This is a genomic window from Tissierella praeacuta, assembly GCF_040396155.1.
In the GTDB taxonomy this organism is placed as follows: Bacteria; Bacillota; Clostridia; order Tissierellales; family Tissierellaceae; genus Tissierella; species Tissierella praeacuta_A.
Window position 1 is genome coordinate 15,844 of sequence record NZ_JBEBOY010000024.1, and the last position, 14,231, is coordinate 30,074.

The window sequence follows — 14,231 nt, forward strand, 5'->3', positions numbered from 1 at the left end:
TAGTCATTCCCCGTCATTACTTATACGAATGACTATATTTTTTTACATTCAATGCGCGAATAGCGTTTAGTATGGCAATAATTGAAACACCCACATCTGCAAACACTGCCCCCCACATATTAGCAAGTCCAAAGGCTCCAAGCACCAATACTACTAACTTTACAAACAACGCGAAAACAATATTCTGCTTTACAATTCGTAGAGTTTTTCGACTTATTTTCATTGCTGTAGCAATCTTTGAAGGTTCGTCTGTCATAATTACAACATCTGCTGCTTCAATAGCTGCATCAGAACCAAGACCACCCATGGCAATTCCCACATCAGCCCGTGCAAGAACAGGAGCATCATTAATACCATCACCGACAAAGGCCAACATCGCTTTCTCACTCTTTTGCTTCATCAGTTTCTCAAGTTGTGTTACTTTATCAGCAGGTAACAGCTCCGTATATGCTTTATCTAATTTCAGCTGGGAAGCTACATTTTGACCTACAGCTTCGGCATCACCTGTGAGCATAACTGTCTGTTTGACTCCTGCTTCTTTAAGGTCACGGATAGCCTTAGGTGAATCTGCCTTTATTTCATCGGCAATAAGGATATATCCGGCATATGCTCCATCAATGGCAATGTGAACAACAGTACCAACAGAAGATGACTTTTCATATGAGATATCTTTCAACTTCATAAGCCTTGCATTACCAGCAAGCACCTCCTTGTCATCAATTATAGCCCTCACACCGTGACCGGCAATTTCTTCAATATCTTTTATCAATGAAGAATCCACAGTTTTGCCATAAGCTCTCTTGATACTTGCGGCAATGGGGTGACTAGAATAATCTTCCGCATGAGCTGCAACTTCTATCAGTTCCTCTTTACTCATGTTAAGAGCATGAATCTCACTTACAACAAAATTTCCTTTTGTAAGTGTACCGGTTTTATCAAATACAACAATTTCAGTATTAGCAAGTAATTCCAGATAGTTGCTTCCTTTTACCAAAACACCACATTTAGATGCGCCTCCAATCCCTCCAAAGAAGCTGAGAGGTACTGAGATAACCAGTGCACATGGACATGAAATTACAAGAAATGTAAGTGCACGTTCAATCCAAATTACAAATGATTGACCAGTAACAAGTGGTGGTATAATTGCAAGCGCTATGGCAGCAAAAACTACAACCGGTGTATAATAACGGGCAAAACGGGTAATAAAGTTTTCACTTTTACTCTTCTTATCTGAAGCATTTTCCACCAGCTCCAAAATTTTTGAAACAGTAGACTCTCCAAACTCTTTTGTAACTTTGATGATTAGCTTACCAGTCTGATTGATACATCCGCTGATAACCTCATCACCAGTATTCACATCACGTGGAATAGACTCTCCAGTAAGAGCGGAAGTGTCCAGAGCAGAGCGCCCATCTGTAACAACTCCGTCCAGTGGTATGCGTTCTCCCGGTATAACTACAATCGTATCTCCAATAACAACCTCTTCTGGATCGACTTGAATCAACTCTCCATTTCGCAAGACATTTGCATAATCGGGACGGATATCCATCAGATCAGCAATAGATTGACGTGATCGAGAAACTGCATATGATTGGAACAGCTCTCCTACTTGGTAAAACAACATTACCGCAACGCCTTCTCCGTACTCTCTAAGACAAAATGCCCCAATTGTGGCAACACTCATCAGAAAATTTTCATCAAAAACCTGTCCCTTGCTGATATTCCTAATAGCTTTTTTTACAATTTCGCCTCCGATGATAATGTAGGCGATTAGAAAAGCTGAAAACTCAATATAATCCATAATAGGTGATTGCAGAAAACTCCAGCCGAGAGCTTCTCTATTATGAATCAGCATAGCTAAAAAAAAGATTGGTCCCGCAATTAAAATTCGTATCAGAAGCCTTTTTTCTTTCTTAGTCATAAACGTAATCCCCCTTTTCTGTCAAAACGGCAGCGACTTAGTATATAGCGCTGCCGTTTCTATAATTAGTCTAAAAACACAAGATCTGCCTCGATTTTATTCGCAGTCTTTTTTGCCTGAGCTAAAATCTCGTCAAATTTGTGATCTGGGGCCTCTAATATCATTTTCTGTCCCATGAAGTTTACTTTGACACTAGTCACACCCTCAATTTTTGAAATGGCATTTTCAATTTTAGAAGCGCAGTTAGCGCAATCTAGATCTTGTAACTTAATTGTTTTTTTCATAATATATACTCCTCCCACTATCTATTTAATTCGAACAATGAAACAATCAAGCAATCGTTTTATCGTTATGTATTTAGTATATTCATTTATCAGTAAGATGTCAACAGATGTAATAAAAGAAAACCAATAGGGCTAAAACTTTGTCTATTTGGAACAAAATGTAAGGTAATACATAGCTTCCTATGATATAATTATGTTGTCAATACCCTAGAAAAAATATGAATGACAGTAATAATAGCCCATAGGTTGAGTCGATATTTTACGATTAAAATATATAAAGGCAGGTAATTAAATGACATTAAATACAATTTTAAATTTTGATGAAGGAATTCTTTTAGAAAAAAGCCATGACCATGCTACTTACAAACTCAAAGTCGAAGGTGGAGATGGCACTGCATCGGTATACTCCATATTTCCAGGTATTGAGGTCGCAAAGGTTAACATATCTTCTTATCAGTATTCATCAGGCATAGTAAAATCAGAGAATGCCATAGAAATCAATCATTGCTGGGCAGGACGGGTTGAATGTCGAATGAAGGATGGATGTTTCCAATACGTTGGTGAGGGTGATATCTTTCTCAGACACCCTCAAAACCACTGGGACAGTATTGAGCTTCCCCTAGGGTATTATCAAGGGTTTGTGATCACTATTGATCTAGATGCAGCACCAGTTCAATGGGAAAGCCTCCTTCCTGGTATGCCCAACAATATCTGCAAAACACTAAAACGTTTTTTTCTTCATGACGAATGTTTTATGATACAATCCAAGGGGCAAATCAAACATATTTTTTCAGGTATGTATTCTGCTCCGAAAGCAGTCAGAGGGGCCTATTACCGGTTGAAGATAATGGAACTGCTACTCTACCTTTACTATTTTGATCCTGCAAGCGAAAAGCAAGTACGTATTTATGCAAGGCAGCAGGTTGATATTGTAAAACAAATTCAAAAGCGTATTACTGAGCAGCTCTCCTATCGTTTTACCATTGAGGAGCTGGCCAGGGAATATTGCATCAGTTCTACTGCTCTAAAAAAGCATTTCAAGGATTTATATGGTCAATCCCTTGCGGCTTTTATGAAGGAATATCGAATACGAAAGGCAGCAGTACTGCTTTGTGAAACGGAACGGAGCATCGCTGATATTTCTATCTCTGTCGGTTATGAAAGTCAGAGTAAATTCACTGTTGCTTTCAAGAAGTTAATGAAAGTCACTCCATTGGAATACAGAAAAAACCACAGATTAATGAGAAGCTAATAATATTTATTATTAGCTTCCCATTTCTTATATCGTCCATTGCTATTTTCATCTTTCCCTATTTGAAATTTTTCATAGCTTCAATTCTTCTCTTAGTCATATATTCAGTCTTTTTAGCAGCAGCACCATCGGAATGAGCAATGGCTGCTTCTTGGCATCCATCATATAAACATATCTCTCTTCCAACAATCAATGAAATAATTTTGTTATTTTGATTTATGCAAACTAAAAGCACGAAGAGTTTTCGTACTTTTAAAAATTACTTTGTTAAATCGGAGTTATCTATGTTATCAAGCAAACTTTCAATGGACTTGTTCATAAAGGCAACAAGTGAAGTTATCTCAGCTTCTAAATCACTCCAGCAATCATCACATTCACCTAAATAGGCTTTTCGAGCTATTTCAAGTAGTACAGCAAGATTTTGTGGAAGTCTGGGAGTTACCCATTCTGCTGCCATATCTTTTGAACCAATTTCATCGGTGGCTATTGTAAACCACATTCTGGCTAATGTCAAAAGTACATTGCGTTCATCGCCTTTTACACCAGCAATCAATTCCGGTAAAGAACATCTAATTGCTTTTTGGATGTCTTTCATTGGTATGTGCTCTATTACTTTAATCGCTTCCGGTCCTTTCAAAGATAAACTATGGTTTCTTGCCTGCCACAAGAGTATTGCCACGTCAGGGTCATAACGTGATTGAGGAATATCTCCTGCTTCCATTTGCTCCCTTAGCCACTCTCCATACATGAATTCACATTTAGGTGGAAACTGCCAGGGAACAATATCATCTTGATTGATTACAGTCACTTCAAGGGGTCTTTTTAAGGTTTTACATCCAATTTTTCCGGATATAAGCATTAAGTGCTTAGTCAACTCATTTCTTGTTGCTTCTGTCAAATCTTGATTAATAATCACTAAAATGTCCACATCACTGTTAATGTGCAGACCTCCAAGTATTGCTGAACCATATAGATAAATTCCTATCAACTGATTTTCAAATAATTCTTCGATTATTTCCACTACCTGAAGAGCTTGATCTGGTGCACTTTTAAGGTGGATATTATTTGCCATGTAAATTTCCTCCTTCATCCTCAAAATCTCTTGTTTCTATTGTCATAAATCATCTTCAATCAAAGTAACCGCTTTAAACTTATAATATCAATCAATTTGACTTCTCCGTATTTCCTTGATTTCCATCTTTTCAAATATTAAATTTTCTTTTAAATATGCCACTAATTTTTCAAAGTCAAAACTTTCGAATCACATATAACAATTCCTACATAGGTATCCTCCTAACATGTAAGTATTATTATATGTGATTCTGAAATGATTAATATCCTAATAAATCCTCGAGGATGGAACTTATGAAATGCTTTTATAATAATTGCGGCACCTAATATCTTTGTTAAATTTTAAGCATTTCTATAGTATAGTCTGTATTTTCTAACCATTCAAAATCACAACCAAATAAATCAATCATTAGGCGATATCCTGTGTATCCAAAATTGAACTTCCGTCCAAATTTAATTCCATTGTTAATTACGTTTAAAGTTGTATCTTAAATATGGATACTTTCCCATGATGCACTAGATAAACTAAATATAACTTTAAATTCTTCACAAACAACAATCATTTTCTCATCAAAGTCGAGGTCATATGCTTTTAGTTCTCTTGAGAAAAAGTCTTTATGTACTTTTCTCCAATATGATATAAATTTGTCTCCTTCATCTTTTTCTACTGCTGCATTACATAAATTCAATGATATGACGCTTAATATAAAGAGCGCATCCTAGCTATTTTTATATATCGTGTAGTTTTTTCTACTGGAAATAAAAAGTATCAATGCAAAAATTGAATGTCCAAATGTTGAAAAATATTTTTTTTCAATTAATAAAGAATATAATGCTAGTACTACAAAAATAATTCCAAGAATTAAATCTAATTTCCAGAACCACGACTTTGATTTCAATGCTATTTCACCCCACTTATATTGAATCACATTCTACAACTAAGACGCATTATTTAATTATAATGTCAGCCTGGATTGCTGCGTTCAATGTAAACGTAACATTCAAGCCACTAATTATTATATACCTGCTTTTTCCATTCCATAACAAATTCTATTTCACCTGTAGTTTCATCTATTTGCTCCGAAGAAATAGTGAACCCTTCTCTCAAATAAAAACGTACTGCACGGTCATTCTTTTTATAAACTTGTAAAGATAATTTACTATGAGTATCTTTTACATGATCCAACAATTGTTTTCCAATTCCTTTTGATTGCGCCTCGTTGCTAACAAAAATTCCTGCGATGTAGTCACCTGTTATTCCAATAAATCCTTGTATTTTATTATCAAACTCTGATATATTTATCATTGCCTGCGGCATCATTTCCTTGACTAGCTTGAAGTTATCATTCCAATAACTGCTTTCAATAAAATCATGTGCTTGAATGTTGGTATCAAGCCACAGTTTCATTACTGCGTCAATGTCTTTTATACTAAAATCTCTAATCATAAATTCCTCCTATTATTCTCAGCAAGTAACATACGTGGAACCAGTTTACCATTATAGGCCTAACAATTACAACATTCATAATCATCCTCTAACCTATCTTTTCGACAATTTGTAATAAATAATTTTAGTTCCCTGTCTCTGGCAGCAAGTCCACAATTGTTACTATCCTAGCCTTTAGTTGTACTTCACATTTATAATTTTCATCATGTATTTGGTTAATGAGTCCTCTGTACCGCCCACAAAAAGGTACAATTTCTCCGCTTTCACACACGGCAACCATCTTTACAATGCAGCTATTTATCCTCTTGCACAAGCAATGATAGCTCATTTAAACCTTGCAGCATATCCTCTGATAAGGCAGGTATACCCAATTTGTCAAAAACATCTTTCATAAAAACGAATATGTTTCGCAATTTCTCAGGTGACCATTGATATAGCCATGGATTTATCCATACATTTAGAAATAACAAAATCATTTGCGATAGCTCGTGTGGGCGTTCAGTTTGAATCGTACCGTCTTTTATGCCGTCCTCTATAACACTGGAAAGTAAGTCAGATGCAACACCAAGAGTATCGTGCATATGCATTACCAATAGTTGAGGGTTCTTTTGATATGAATTATTCGAGTGAGAGTTAATTTCTTGCTTAGCAGATATAATAGCAAGCGATAATACTTTGCGCAGCTTTTCTATTCCAGGCAAATTGCTATCAACTATGACTGACTTTATAGGTTCAAATCTCTGCGCCATCATCTTTTTATTTACTTCTTCTAATACTTCTTCTTTTGATTTAAAGTGATGATAAAACATACCAAAAGAGCCGTTCACTTGTGTGTAAATATCTCTTACAGAAGTGTTTTCATAGCCTTTCTCAATGAAAAGCTTTGCAGCAATATCCAATAACTCATCTTTTCTTTCATCTGGTTTTTTTACTACTCTTGGCATAATTATAACCTCCTAACAGAACTAAGCTCTTTTAATATTATAATTAACAGAGCTTAGCTCTGTCAAGTCTTTTTAATACTTTGAGCAAAAATCCCGCTTGAATGCCTTATACTTCTCAGATTGTTAGACCATTCTTCATCGGATAACGCTTAACCATATTGGAGGGCCTGTGATAATCGTGCACTACAAAATACTGTCCATAGTATCTTAAGTCGCATGAATATTATAACCGAAGAAATTGAAGCATCATATGACAAAGCTGATTATTGTGGAATATCTCTTCTAAAGCCACACTCTCCTCGTTATGAGGGTTTTGCCCCAGTGCGATTTATTGAGAATTCAGGGAATAAATTTGTTCCTCGCACTGAAGAAGAACAGAGAATTTTGATGTAAAAACACTGTGCTCAATTTAAGACTAATAAAGTTGTAGGCTATTGCACAGGTTGCTTGGAGGGATTATCAATGGGAGGAACCAATGGAATTCATTTGATGGATTTAGTAATGAATTCCGTACAGGAGATAAAACGAGTAAAGAAATACCCGCAAGAGATTTTAGTTTATGAAACGATTGCGTCAATTTACTCTAGGAAAACCATAACAATAAGCTATTCAGGAGCTTGAACCTCCTGAATGGCTTATTGTGTTACTTCATTTTCAGCTCAGACTTATTCAGAGAACATACACGATGATAGAAATTATTCATCTTATACTTACCAAATATATGATTATTGAACATTTAGATCATTTAAGACTTCTTGAATATTTTTTAGAACTTTAATAGATAATCTCTCTCTTGCTTCTTTTGTCCAACCAGCTACTTTTTTAGACAAGATTATATTAGAGTATTTTTCAAATTCATTTTTATAACTTCCAGCACCATCTTCATCATAAATTGCGTAATTTCCTCTTCTCTGTATCCATTCTAAAAATGCTGGAACTTCAAATGGAGTACCTAAAGAAGTATTAATCAATATTTTTCCATCCCCAAACAAATCAAACTCATCTTTTCCAAGTATCACTGTATTTTTAGGTAAATGAATAGATATAATTTCTACTGTCTTTAGCAGTTCATTAAGTGGAAGATATTCTATTCCTTCCTTTTCAATGTCCATTTTTCTACTTCTACTAAAATAATAGACCTTCATCCCAAAAGCGGATGTCATTTTTGCTAACATTCTACCTGTTGTGCCCATTCCAATTATTCCAATTTTCCTTTGTGTTAGCTCTACAGCTTCATTTCTCCACTGATGCTCTCCTAACCCTTTAAGTAATCTTATTAATTCACTAATAATGAATTCAATTAATCCTTCATCTCCATAGTCTCTCACTCCTCGAACTTCAATATTACTTACCCTTGCAATCTTAATATCAACATTTGCGGAATTTTCATCATAAAGACTGCAGCACATTCCAATATATTTCAACTGCTTAGAGTTCTCAATTACTTTCTTACTTATCTGTGTATTCCAAGATACAAGTACACAATCAGCGCCCCTTATCCTATTAATAATTTCATTATCATTTTCTGGATAATCATCAAACACCTCAATAGGTTTTATAGAATATTTTTTTAGTTCTTCAATTGCCCAAGGCTCCAATCCTGTTTTGTCAATACAAACTATTTTGTTAAATTTCATCACTTCTCATCCTTTCATTGAATTTTTACTTTATACCATCTTCAATTATTGTTGATAAGATAAATGTGGTAGCGGTATCAATGGTAGATTTTATCTTCCATAGTTGGTCAATGAAATTTGTAATATCTGTAGTAGACTTCGCTCTAACCTTGATTACTATGCACCAATCACCATGAATTCTTTGACATTCTTCTACAACTACATTAGGTACAACAATGTTAATATATTGCTTTATATCTTCTTTAAAATTTGACATATTTACCTTTACATAAATATATGCTCTAGTACCTTCTCCCAATTCAGTCCAATCAATTATACTTTTATAACCTTTTATCACACCATTTTCTTCTAATTTCTTTATTCTTTGATGAATTGCTTGTCTTGATATATGGAGAATCCTGCCTATTTCTTCATGAGATATTCTTGCATTATTGCTAATAATATTAATAATTTTAATATCTAAATCGTCCATTAATCACCCCTCCTTACTGTATGTAATGTATTTTAGCATTAAAGTGTCATTAAGTCATTAGACTAGACAAACTAACTACTAGTAGCAACTAGAATTGCTTCACAAATAAAATTATTCATATTTGAGATTACTTTTTTATCAAAATATGCTTAAGGCAGTTGCTATTCGTAACATCTTAAAAATTAAGCAAATCAAATTACTGCTATCAACTTCGCCATTTATATATTTATTTATTGTAGCAACTAAATCTTCTTTATTTTTTATTTTACTTAGGTATTTCACCTGTTACCAAAATATTACATCAGATGTTTTGTGCTAAAACCTATATATTAATTGTAAACAAAATAAAAAAAGTATTTATCTTATATCCTTACGGTGCAAATATAAAGGGGAGGGAACAGCGCAAAAGCATTGATATATATTAATGCTTTTGCGCTGTTGGTTTTGTGTACGCTCAGATTTAAAGGTGTATAAGAAAATAAGCCGATAAGTTGATAGACTAACACTCAAGCTTTTGTACAATGCTCTTTCATCAATATTTTCTAAAATAGACGTTAAAAATTTTCCATCGATATTTCCACCTGACAAAATAAAAGCTATATTTTGTCCACCAATTCTTTTTCGGTGCTCCATAACGGCAGATACCGTCGGATGGTAATGGAATGAGAAAGTCCCTAGATACTGTCTACCATCTGTAAACTTTTTAACTAAAGCTACGGTTAAATATAAATAGCGAGACCTTCTTATACCCTCATTGGGGAGCTTTTCTTTCTGGATTTGAGTATAAAAAAGGCTGAGTCTATGGGGCATTAAAGTTGACCTAAAAACTCGGCCTCTTTCAATATTAGATTTCGTCCATAGATAATCCCGAGGATAAAAACTGGTCAGAAAAAGTGGATTTTCCTTCACTGGAAACTCCGTTGTATATCTCAGCTTCATAACCCTTCTGCTATATAATTTTTATTTCATTAATGAATTTGTCAGCTTCTGCAGAAATTTCTCTCTCTTCACTTGGGCTCCTTTAGAGACATCCCCGCAGTGGAGCCACTTAGCATTTTTAATTCCAACACCTTTTAATGTCGCATTAATAAATGTTTTCTGAATCATATTACCAGCAAAATATTTTACATACCAACGTGGAGCTTGACCTGTTGTTATCACTTTGGCAGATTTAATATGAGTTAATTTCCCCTTTAAACCTGTACTTGATTCTGTATATGAAAAATTTTTCAACATAACCTTATCAATGAAACCTTTAAGGATAGCAGGGATATTGTACCACCAAAGGGGAAATAGAAAAATAATTTCATCTGTTTTTTTTAACATATCTTGATACTTTGTTACCAAAGGGTCCTTATGTTGTCCTTTTGAATACAAAGCCAATTCCCCTTCAGTCATAACAGGGTTAAAATTCTCTTTATTTAAGTCAATTACCTGATATTCCTTTTTCTCTTTCTTTAAGACACTTGTTACCGTGTCCAGTATAGCCTTATTAAAACTTCCATGCCATGGATGAGCGAATACAATTGTTACCATCTTGAAACACCTCTTAATTAATATTTTAAAATATTTGTTCCTAATATATAGGCAGCTTTTTTAGATTGCTCGTTTTCAGAAACCTGTACCTCATATGTGCTTACATTAAGGTTTTGTATAAACTTCATCCCAAGATATTGGGAAAGCATAGTGATGGATTGGATGATATTTTGAACCCCTGCATTGTCTTCACTGATATCTCCATAAGTGGTTAACAATACAATTTTTTTGTTTAACAGAATATTATGATCCACTGCATATAATCGGTCCAAAAAAGTTTTTAACTGTCCAGTCATATTAAAAACATAAACAGGGGTGGCAAAAATCAAAACATCTGCCTTTTCCACATTTTTATAAACATCCTGCATATCATCCTTTAATATACATTTACTTTGACTGCTTTTTTGGCAGGCGTTGCAGCCTGTACAATATTGTATATTCTTTGATTGAAGATCAATTGTTTCTATTTGGATTGGGAGAGTTAAATCCTCTACACCTTTTAAATACTCTTTCAATAAAATAGCTGTGTTACCTTGTCTTCGGGGGCTTGCTAAAACGGATAATATATTCATATTTATTCCTTCCTTTCAATTAATTTGGTAAATAAATACCTTTATGCACATGTATGCACATTATTATATTTTAAAAAAGGCAGACCTGCCTTTTTTAATTTTACTGCTGTATTAATTTTTTTAAATTGATTGCTGTTAATTCGAATTTTTCAAGAATATATTTATCATTCAATTCATAAAGAACATTTCTATTTTCTTTTGTTTTATTGACTATCCCATATCTGTGCATTAAATCTAAATGTCTTGAAATAACTGAACGATCCTGGGTAAAATTTTCAGAAATATCTTTGATATTCTTCGTTCCGTTAATAGCCAAGTATTTCATAATATCGCATCGTACCGGATCGAATAAAGTCTTAAAAAATTCAAAATCAATGTTTTCTTCAATTTCTCTAGTACATTCTAAAATCAAATCATTTTTATTCATATATATCACCTAAATAAGATTATATATGCACACGCATGCACTTGTCAATAATAATTTTTTGATATTATTATTAACCATTTATATAATCCAATTAATTGCGATGTATTCAGCCTAAAATAATTTCTTCCTCAACTAACTTAGTCAATATTGGAGACAAGTACGTCGGAGAAACTTTTTGTTTCTCTGCCAACTTCTGTACACCGACAAGTTTATTTGATATATCCATTGCAAGAAAAGGCATAGTGTGAAAGGTATAGTTTGTAGTTTTTGAATACTTCATAATGTATAAATCGCCTCCAATTAGTGACTTAGTATATCTGTAATAGTCCTGATTGTATTATTTGTTAAATAATTTTTTATTTATTTTATATAACTTTTTTATTGTCTGTTTTTTCATCTATATATTTAGACATTCTAATTGTTTCTTTACTTCTTCCACAAAATAAGGAACTTTATAAATAGTATCTCTATTATCATTTATTAACTCGTTATTTTCATTTAGTATCCAGGGAGTTTTGTCTAGATCAAATACTAGGGTTCATTTTTATAATATATCTATTTAATACTGAGTTCAAACTGGCTTCCTATATCTCCAGCAAATACAATTGTTCCGCCTTCTGGAAGTACGGTTGTATTTTCATCGCTTATATAGCTACTATTTATACAATTTCCCTCAGAATTATATATAGTATAAGCTGCATTTTTCGGCATTTTTACAGTTAATGTCTTATTAGCTAATTCCTTTGGAATTTTATGCCATACTGCATATCCATCTTTTCCAATTTGTATTTTATTCTTGATTTCCAATGGTTTAAGGCTCTTTCCATTTATAGCTATAAGTTCATTTCCCTTCAAGTATTCATTACCATTTTCTTTGTAAAACTTAACTTCTACTGTATCTCTTCCTGCTATTCCCGGAATTTGAACCTCTGAAACTGCTATATTTTCATTTATTATTTTTTTGTCCATCCAGTAACCAATCTCTTCATCAACTTCTTCAATATCTGCTGCTGGAAGTCCTGAAATATATGCTGCTGCACTATATTTTTGGTTTAACATATAGTATATATCTCCTTCACGATCTTTCCATGCTTTTGCAACTTTAGTTGGTATTTCATTTTTTATTATCTTTTCTCCAATATATTGTGAATCAAACATTTGTGGAAATTCATCACTATTGGTATAACTTTCTTGCCATAGATAAGTCTTTTTATTTTTTTCATCAACAAACTGTATTTGACTACTTCCATCTTCTATTACAAATTTTCCATCTCCTACATGGATATATACCTTATCGGGTTCATTTGAAAGAGATAACTTTCCATCTTTAGTGATTTCCACTTCAAATCTTTCATTACTAAGTATATAAACTCCTCCATACTTTAAAACCTCTTCTGTAATTTTTGCAGGTACTGGTTTTTCAAAAGTTTTATTTTCTTTCTCTTCCTTTATCTTCCCTTTGTCTTTTAATCCAAGCATCAACATTTCAGATGCCAATGCTTGATTATTTCCACTATCTCCACCTGAAGTTAAAACAACTGCTGACATATTCTCTTCTGGTAATACTACAAGTGCAGCATGATATGTAAATATATCTCCACCTTTTGCAAGACCTTTGATACCATATTCTGAGAAAGGATAAAGTTTCGTACTATCCCAACCAAGTCCATATTTATCTAATTTTCCATAATCTATAGGCCCAAAACTTTGTTTATATTGTTCATTATACATATCTTTAGCACTTTTATTCGAGATTACACTATTGTTCTTATCCATAAATATTTCCGAAAACTTAAGCATATCCTCTGCTGTAGATATTACACCACCTGAACCTATTGTATTACAATATTCTAGTCTAGGAAGTATAGAGCCATCTTCCATATAGAATCTAGCAAATTTAGATCTATCAAGGGAACTCTGTGGTGTTCCAGAATTTTTCATCTGTAGTGGATCTAGAACATTTTTACTCAAAAATTCTGTAAAGCTTAATCCACCAACCCTTTCTACCAAGATTTCCGCCAATGAAAATCCTGTATTACAGTATACTGAAAATTCTCCTGGATCTGCTTTTAATGTTTGATCTTTTAAGACCTCTAAAAGCTTATCATGAACATATGAATCATTATCATCAAGTAATATATCATTTACCATTTCAGTACCTCTAAGTCCTGATGAGTGATCTAATAGCATACGAGGAGTTATCTCCTTGTATCTTTCATCTTTCATGGTAAACTCTGGAATATACTTATACACTGGTGTATCTAAATCAACTTTTCCATCCTCTACCAACCTTATCACTGCTACTGCTGTAAATACCTTACTAACTGATCCAATACCATATGTTGTATCTTTATTTAAACCATCTTCACTTTTACCTTTAACTCCTGATGATAATATCTTTCCATTATCTATTATGGCATATTGAACACTAAAGGCTTCACTTTCACTTAAAAGATGCTCAGCCTTTTTTTCAATTGTTTCTGAAACTTTATTTTCAGATTTTACAGCTTCTTTAGATTCTACTTTGGTGCTTGGAATCTCTTTGGTCTTTGTTCCACATCCTGTTAATAATATACATGTACTTAAAAGTCCAACAAGTACCTTTCTATAAAAATTCTCCTTTTTAAAGTTTATCATACACTTTCCTCCTAATATGGCTATTGATCTA

Annotated in this window: 19 protein-coding genes; 2 read left to right on the forward strand and 17 right to left on the reverse strand. The window is 33.4% G+C overall.

The annotated features are described in order from the left end of the window. Positions 1 to 16: 16 nt before the first annotated feature. Complete coding sequence (locus tag ABWP20_RS11880; protein WP_353096025.1) at positions 17 to 1,921, reverse strand: heavy metal translocating P-type ATPase; 1,905 nt, start codon at positions 1,919 to 1,921, stop codon at positions 17 to 19. A gap of 65 nt (positions 1,922 to 1,986) precedes the next feature. Then, entirely contained in the window at positions 1,987 to 2,205 is a 219-nt protein-coding gene (locus ABWP20_RS11885) for a cation transporter (RefSeq protein ID WP_353096026.1), read from the reverse strand. Positions 2,206 to 2,497: 292 nt separating this feature from the next. Here ABWP20_RS11885 and ABWP20_RS11890 point away from each other — a divergent pair, with 292 nt between their 5' ends. Beyond that, positions 2,498 to 3,457 carry a helix-turn-helix domain-containing protein gene (locus ABWP20_RS11890; RefSeq protein ID WP_353096027.1) on the forward strand — a complete coding sequence of 320 codons (960 nt, stop codon included), beginning with the start codon at positions 2,498 to 2,500 and terminating at the stop codon, positions 3,455 to 3,457. A gap of 58 nt (positions 3,458 to 3,515) precedes the next feature. Here ABWP20_RS11890 and ABWP20_RS11895 read toward each other — a convergent pair whose 3' ends face one another. The 7 genes from ABWP20_RS11895 to ABWP20_RS11925 all read right to left on the reverse strand — a co-directional run bounded on the left by ABWP20_RS11895 (position 3,516) and on the right by ABWP20_RS11925 (position 6,919). Then, complete coding sequence (locus ABWP20_RS11895; RefSeq protein ID WP_353096028.1) at positions 3,516 to 3,692, reverse strand: hypothetical protein; 177 nt, start codon at positions 3,690 to 3,692, stop codon at positions 3,516 to 3,518. Positions 3,693 to 3,716: 24 nt separating this feature from the next. Continuing rightward, positions 3,717 to 4,529, reverse strand: a complete 813-nt coding sequence (gene ant(9) / locus ABWP20_RS11900; protein ID WP_353096029.1) for an aminoglycoside nucleotidyltransferase ANT(9) — start codon at positions 4,527 to 4,529, stop codon at positions 3,717 to 3,719. Positions 4,530 to 5,016: 487 nt separating this feature from the next. Continuing rightward, on the reverse strand, positions 5,017 to 5,217 hold the full coding sequence (locus ABWP20_RS11905) for an ASCH domain-containing protein (RefSeq protein WP_353096030.1): 201 nt from the start codon (positions 5,215 to 5,217) through the stop codon (positions 5,017 to 5,019). A 30-nt stretch (positions 5,218 to 5,247) separates the two neighbouring features. Continuing rightward, on the reverse strand, positions 5,248 to 5,427 hold the full coding sequence (locus tag ABWP20_RS11910) for a hypothetical protein (protein ID WP_353096031.1): 180 nt from the start codon (positions 5,425 to 5,427) through the stop codon (positions 5,248 to 5,250). A 110-nt stretch (positions 5,428 to 5,537) separates the two neighbouring features. Continuing rightward, entirely contained in the window at positions 5,538 to 5,975 is a 438-nt protein-coding gene (locus ABWP20_RS11915) for an N-acetyltransferase (protein ID WP_353096032.1), read from the reverse strand. A 124-nt stretch (positions 5,976 to 6,099) separates the two neighbouring features. Next, entirely contained in the window at positions 6,100 to 6,246 is a 147-nt protein-coding gene (locus tag ABWP20_RS11920) for a hypothetical protein (RefSeq protein WP_353096033.1), read from the reverse strand. Between the two features lie 22 nt (positions 6,247 to 6,268). Then, positions 6,269 to 6,919 (reverse strand): TetR/AcrR family transcriptional regulator, encoded by a 651-nt coding sequence (locus ABWP20_RS11925; protein WP_353096034.1) that lies wholly within the window; start codon positions 6,917 to 6,919, stop codon positions 6,269 to 6,271. 462 nt (positions 6,920 to 7,381) lie between these two features. Between ABWP20_RS11925 and ABWP20_RS11930 the strand changes: the two genes are divergently transcribed. Continuing rightward, on the forward strand, positions 7,382 to 7,540 hold the full coding sequence (locus ABWP20_RS11930; protein WP_353096035.1) for a hypothetical protein: 159 nt from the start codon (positions 7,382 to 7,384) through the stop codon (positions 7,538 to 7,540). A gap of 104 nt (positions 7,541 to 7,644) precedes the next feature. Here the strand turns inward: ABWP20_RS11930 and ABWP20_RS11935 are convergent, their stop codons facing one another. From ABWP20_RS11935 to ABWP20_RS11970, 8 genes are all read right to left on the reverse strand, one after another. Further along, positions 7,645 to 8,556: a D-isomer specific 2-hydroxyacid dehydrogenase family protein gene (locus ABWP20_RS11935; protein WP_353096036.1), complete on the reverse strand. Its 912-nt coding sequence runs from the start codon at positions 8,554 to 8,556 to the stop codon at positions 7,645 to 7,647. Positions 8,557 to 8,581: 25 nt separating this feature from the next. Continuing rightward, a complete protein-coding gene (locus ABWP20_RS11940) occupies positions 8,582 to 9,028 on the reverse strand; it encodes an Lrp/AsnC family transcriptional regulator (RefSeq protein ID WP_353096037.1) in 447 nt (148 codons plus the stop codon). A gap of 357 nt (positions 9,029 to 9,385) precedes the next feature. Further along, complete coding sequence (locus ABWP20_RS11945) at positions 9,386 to 9,937, reverse strand: hypothetical protein (protein WP_353096038.1); 552 nt, start codon at positions 9,935 to 9,937, stop codon at positions 9,386 to 9,388. A gap of 51 nt (positions 9,938 to 9,988) precedes the next feature. Continuing rightward, on the reverse strand, positions 9,989 to 10,564 hold the full coding sequence (locus ABWP20_RS11950; protein ID WP_353096039.1) for an NAD(P)H-dependent oxidoreductase: 576 nt from the start codon (positions 10,562 to 10,564) through the stop codon (positions 9,989 to 9,991). A 17-nt stretch (positions 10,565 to 10,581) separates the two neighbouring features. Further along, positions 10,582 to 11,136, reverse strand: coding sequence for a flavodoxin family protein (locus tag ABWP20_RS11955; protein ID WP_353096040.1), 555 nt, complete (start codon positions 11,134 to 11,136; stop codon positions 10,582 to 10,584). Between the two features lie 100 nt (positions 11,137 to 11,236). Further along, complete coding sequence (locus ABWP20_RS11960) at positions 11,237 to 11,563, reverse strand: ArsR/SmtB family transcription factor (protein WP_353096041.1); 327 nt, start codon at positions 11,561 to 11,563, stop codon at positions 11,237 to 11,239. Between the two features lie 106 nt (positions 11,564 to 11,669). After that, entirely contained in the window at positions 11,670 to 11,843 is a 174-nt protein-coding gene (locus ABWP20_RS11965) for an Rrf2 family transcriptional regulator (protein WP_353096042.1), read from the reverse strand. Positions 11,844 to 12,118: 275 nt separating this feature from the next. Beyond that, entirely contained in the window at positions 12,119 to 14,200 is a 2,082-nt protein-coding gene (locus ABWP20_RS11970; RefSeq protein WP_353096043.1) for a serine hydrolase, read from the reverse strand. Positions 14,201 to 14,231 lie beyond the last annotated feature (31 nt).

Coding starts and splice junctions, on each gene's coding strand:
- ABWP20_RS11880 (WP_353096025.1), bottom strand. CDS start 1,921: ATGACTAAGAAAGAAAAAAGGCTTCTGATACGAATTTTAATTGCGGGA.
- ABWP20_RS11885 (WP_353096026.1), bottom strand. CDS start 2,205: ATGAAAAAAACAATTAAGTTACAAGATCTAGATTGCGCTAACTGCGCT.
- ABWP20_RS11890 (WP_353096027.1), top strand. CDS start 2,498: ATGACATTAAATACAATTTTAAATTTTGATGAAGGAATTCTTTTAGAA.
- ABWP20_RS11915 (WP_353096032.1), bottom strand. CDS start 5,975: ATGATTAGAGATTTTAGTATAAAAGACATTGACGCAGTAATGAAACTG.
- ABWP20_RS11925 (WP_353096034.1), bottom strand. CDS start 6,919: ATGCCAAGAGTAGTAAAAAAACCAGATGAAAGAAAAGATGAGTTATTG.
- ABWP20_RS11930 (WP_353096035.1), top strand. CDS start 7,382: ATGGGAGGAACCAATGGAATTCATTTGATGGATTTAGTAATGAATTCC.
- ABWP20_RS11935 (WP_353096036.1), bottom strand. CDS start 8,556: ATGAAATTTAACAAAATAGTTTGTATTGACAAAACAGGATTGGAGCCT.
- ABWP20_RS11940 (WP_353096037.1), bottom strand. CDS start 9,028: ATGGACGATTTAGATATTAAAATTATTAATATTATTAGCAATAATGCA.
- ABWP20_RS11950 (WP_353096039.1), bottom strand. CDS start 10,564: ATGGTAACAATTGTATTCGCTCATCCATGGCATGGAAGTTTTAATAAG.
- ABWP20_RS11955 (WP_353096040.1), bottom strand. CDS start 11,136: ATGAATATATTATCCGTTTTAGCAAGCCCCCGAAGACAAGGTAACACA.
- ABWP20_RS11960 (WP_353096041.1), bottom strand. CDS start 11,563: ATGAATAAAAATGATTTGATTTTAGAATGTACTAGAGAAATTGAAGAA.
- ABWP20_RS11965 (WP_353096042.1), bottom strand. CDS start 11,843: ATGAAGTATTCAAAAACTACAAACTATACCTTTCACACTATGCCTTTT.
- ABWP20_RS11970 (WP_353096043.1), bottom strand. CDS start 14,200: ATGATAAACTTTAAAAAGGAGAATTTTTATAGAAAGGTACTTGTTGGA.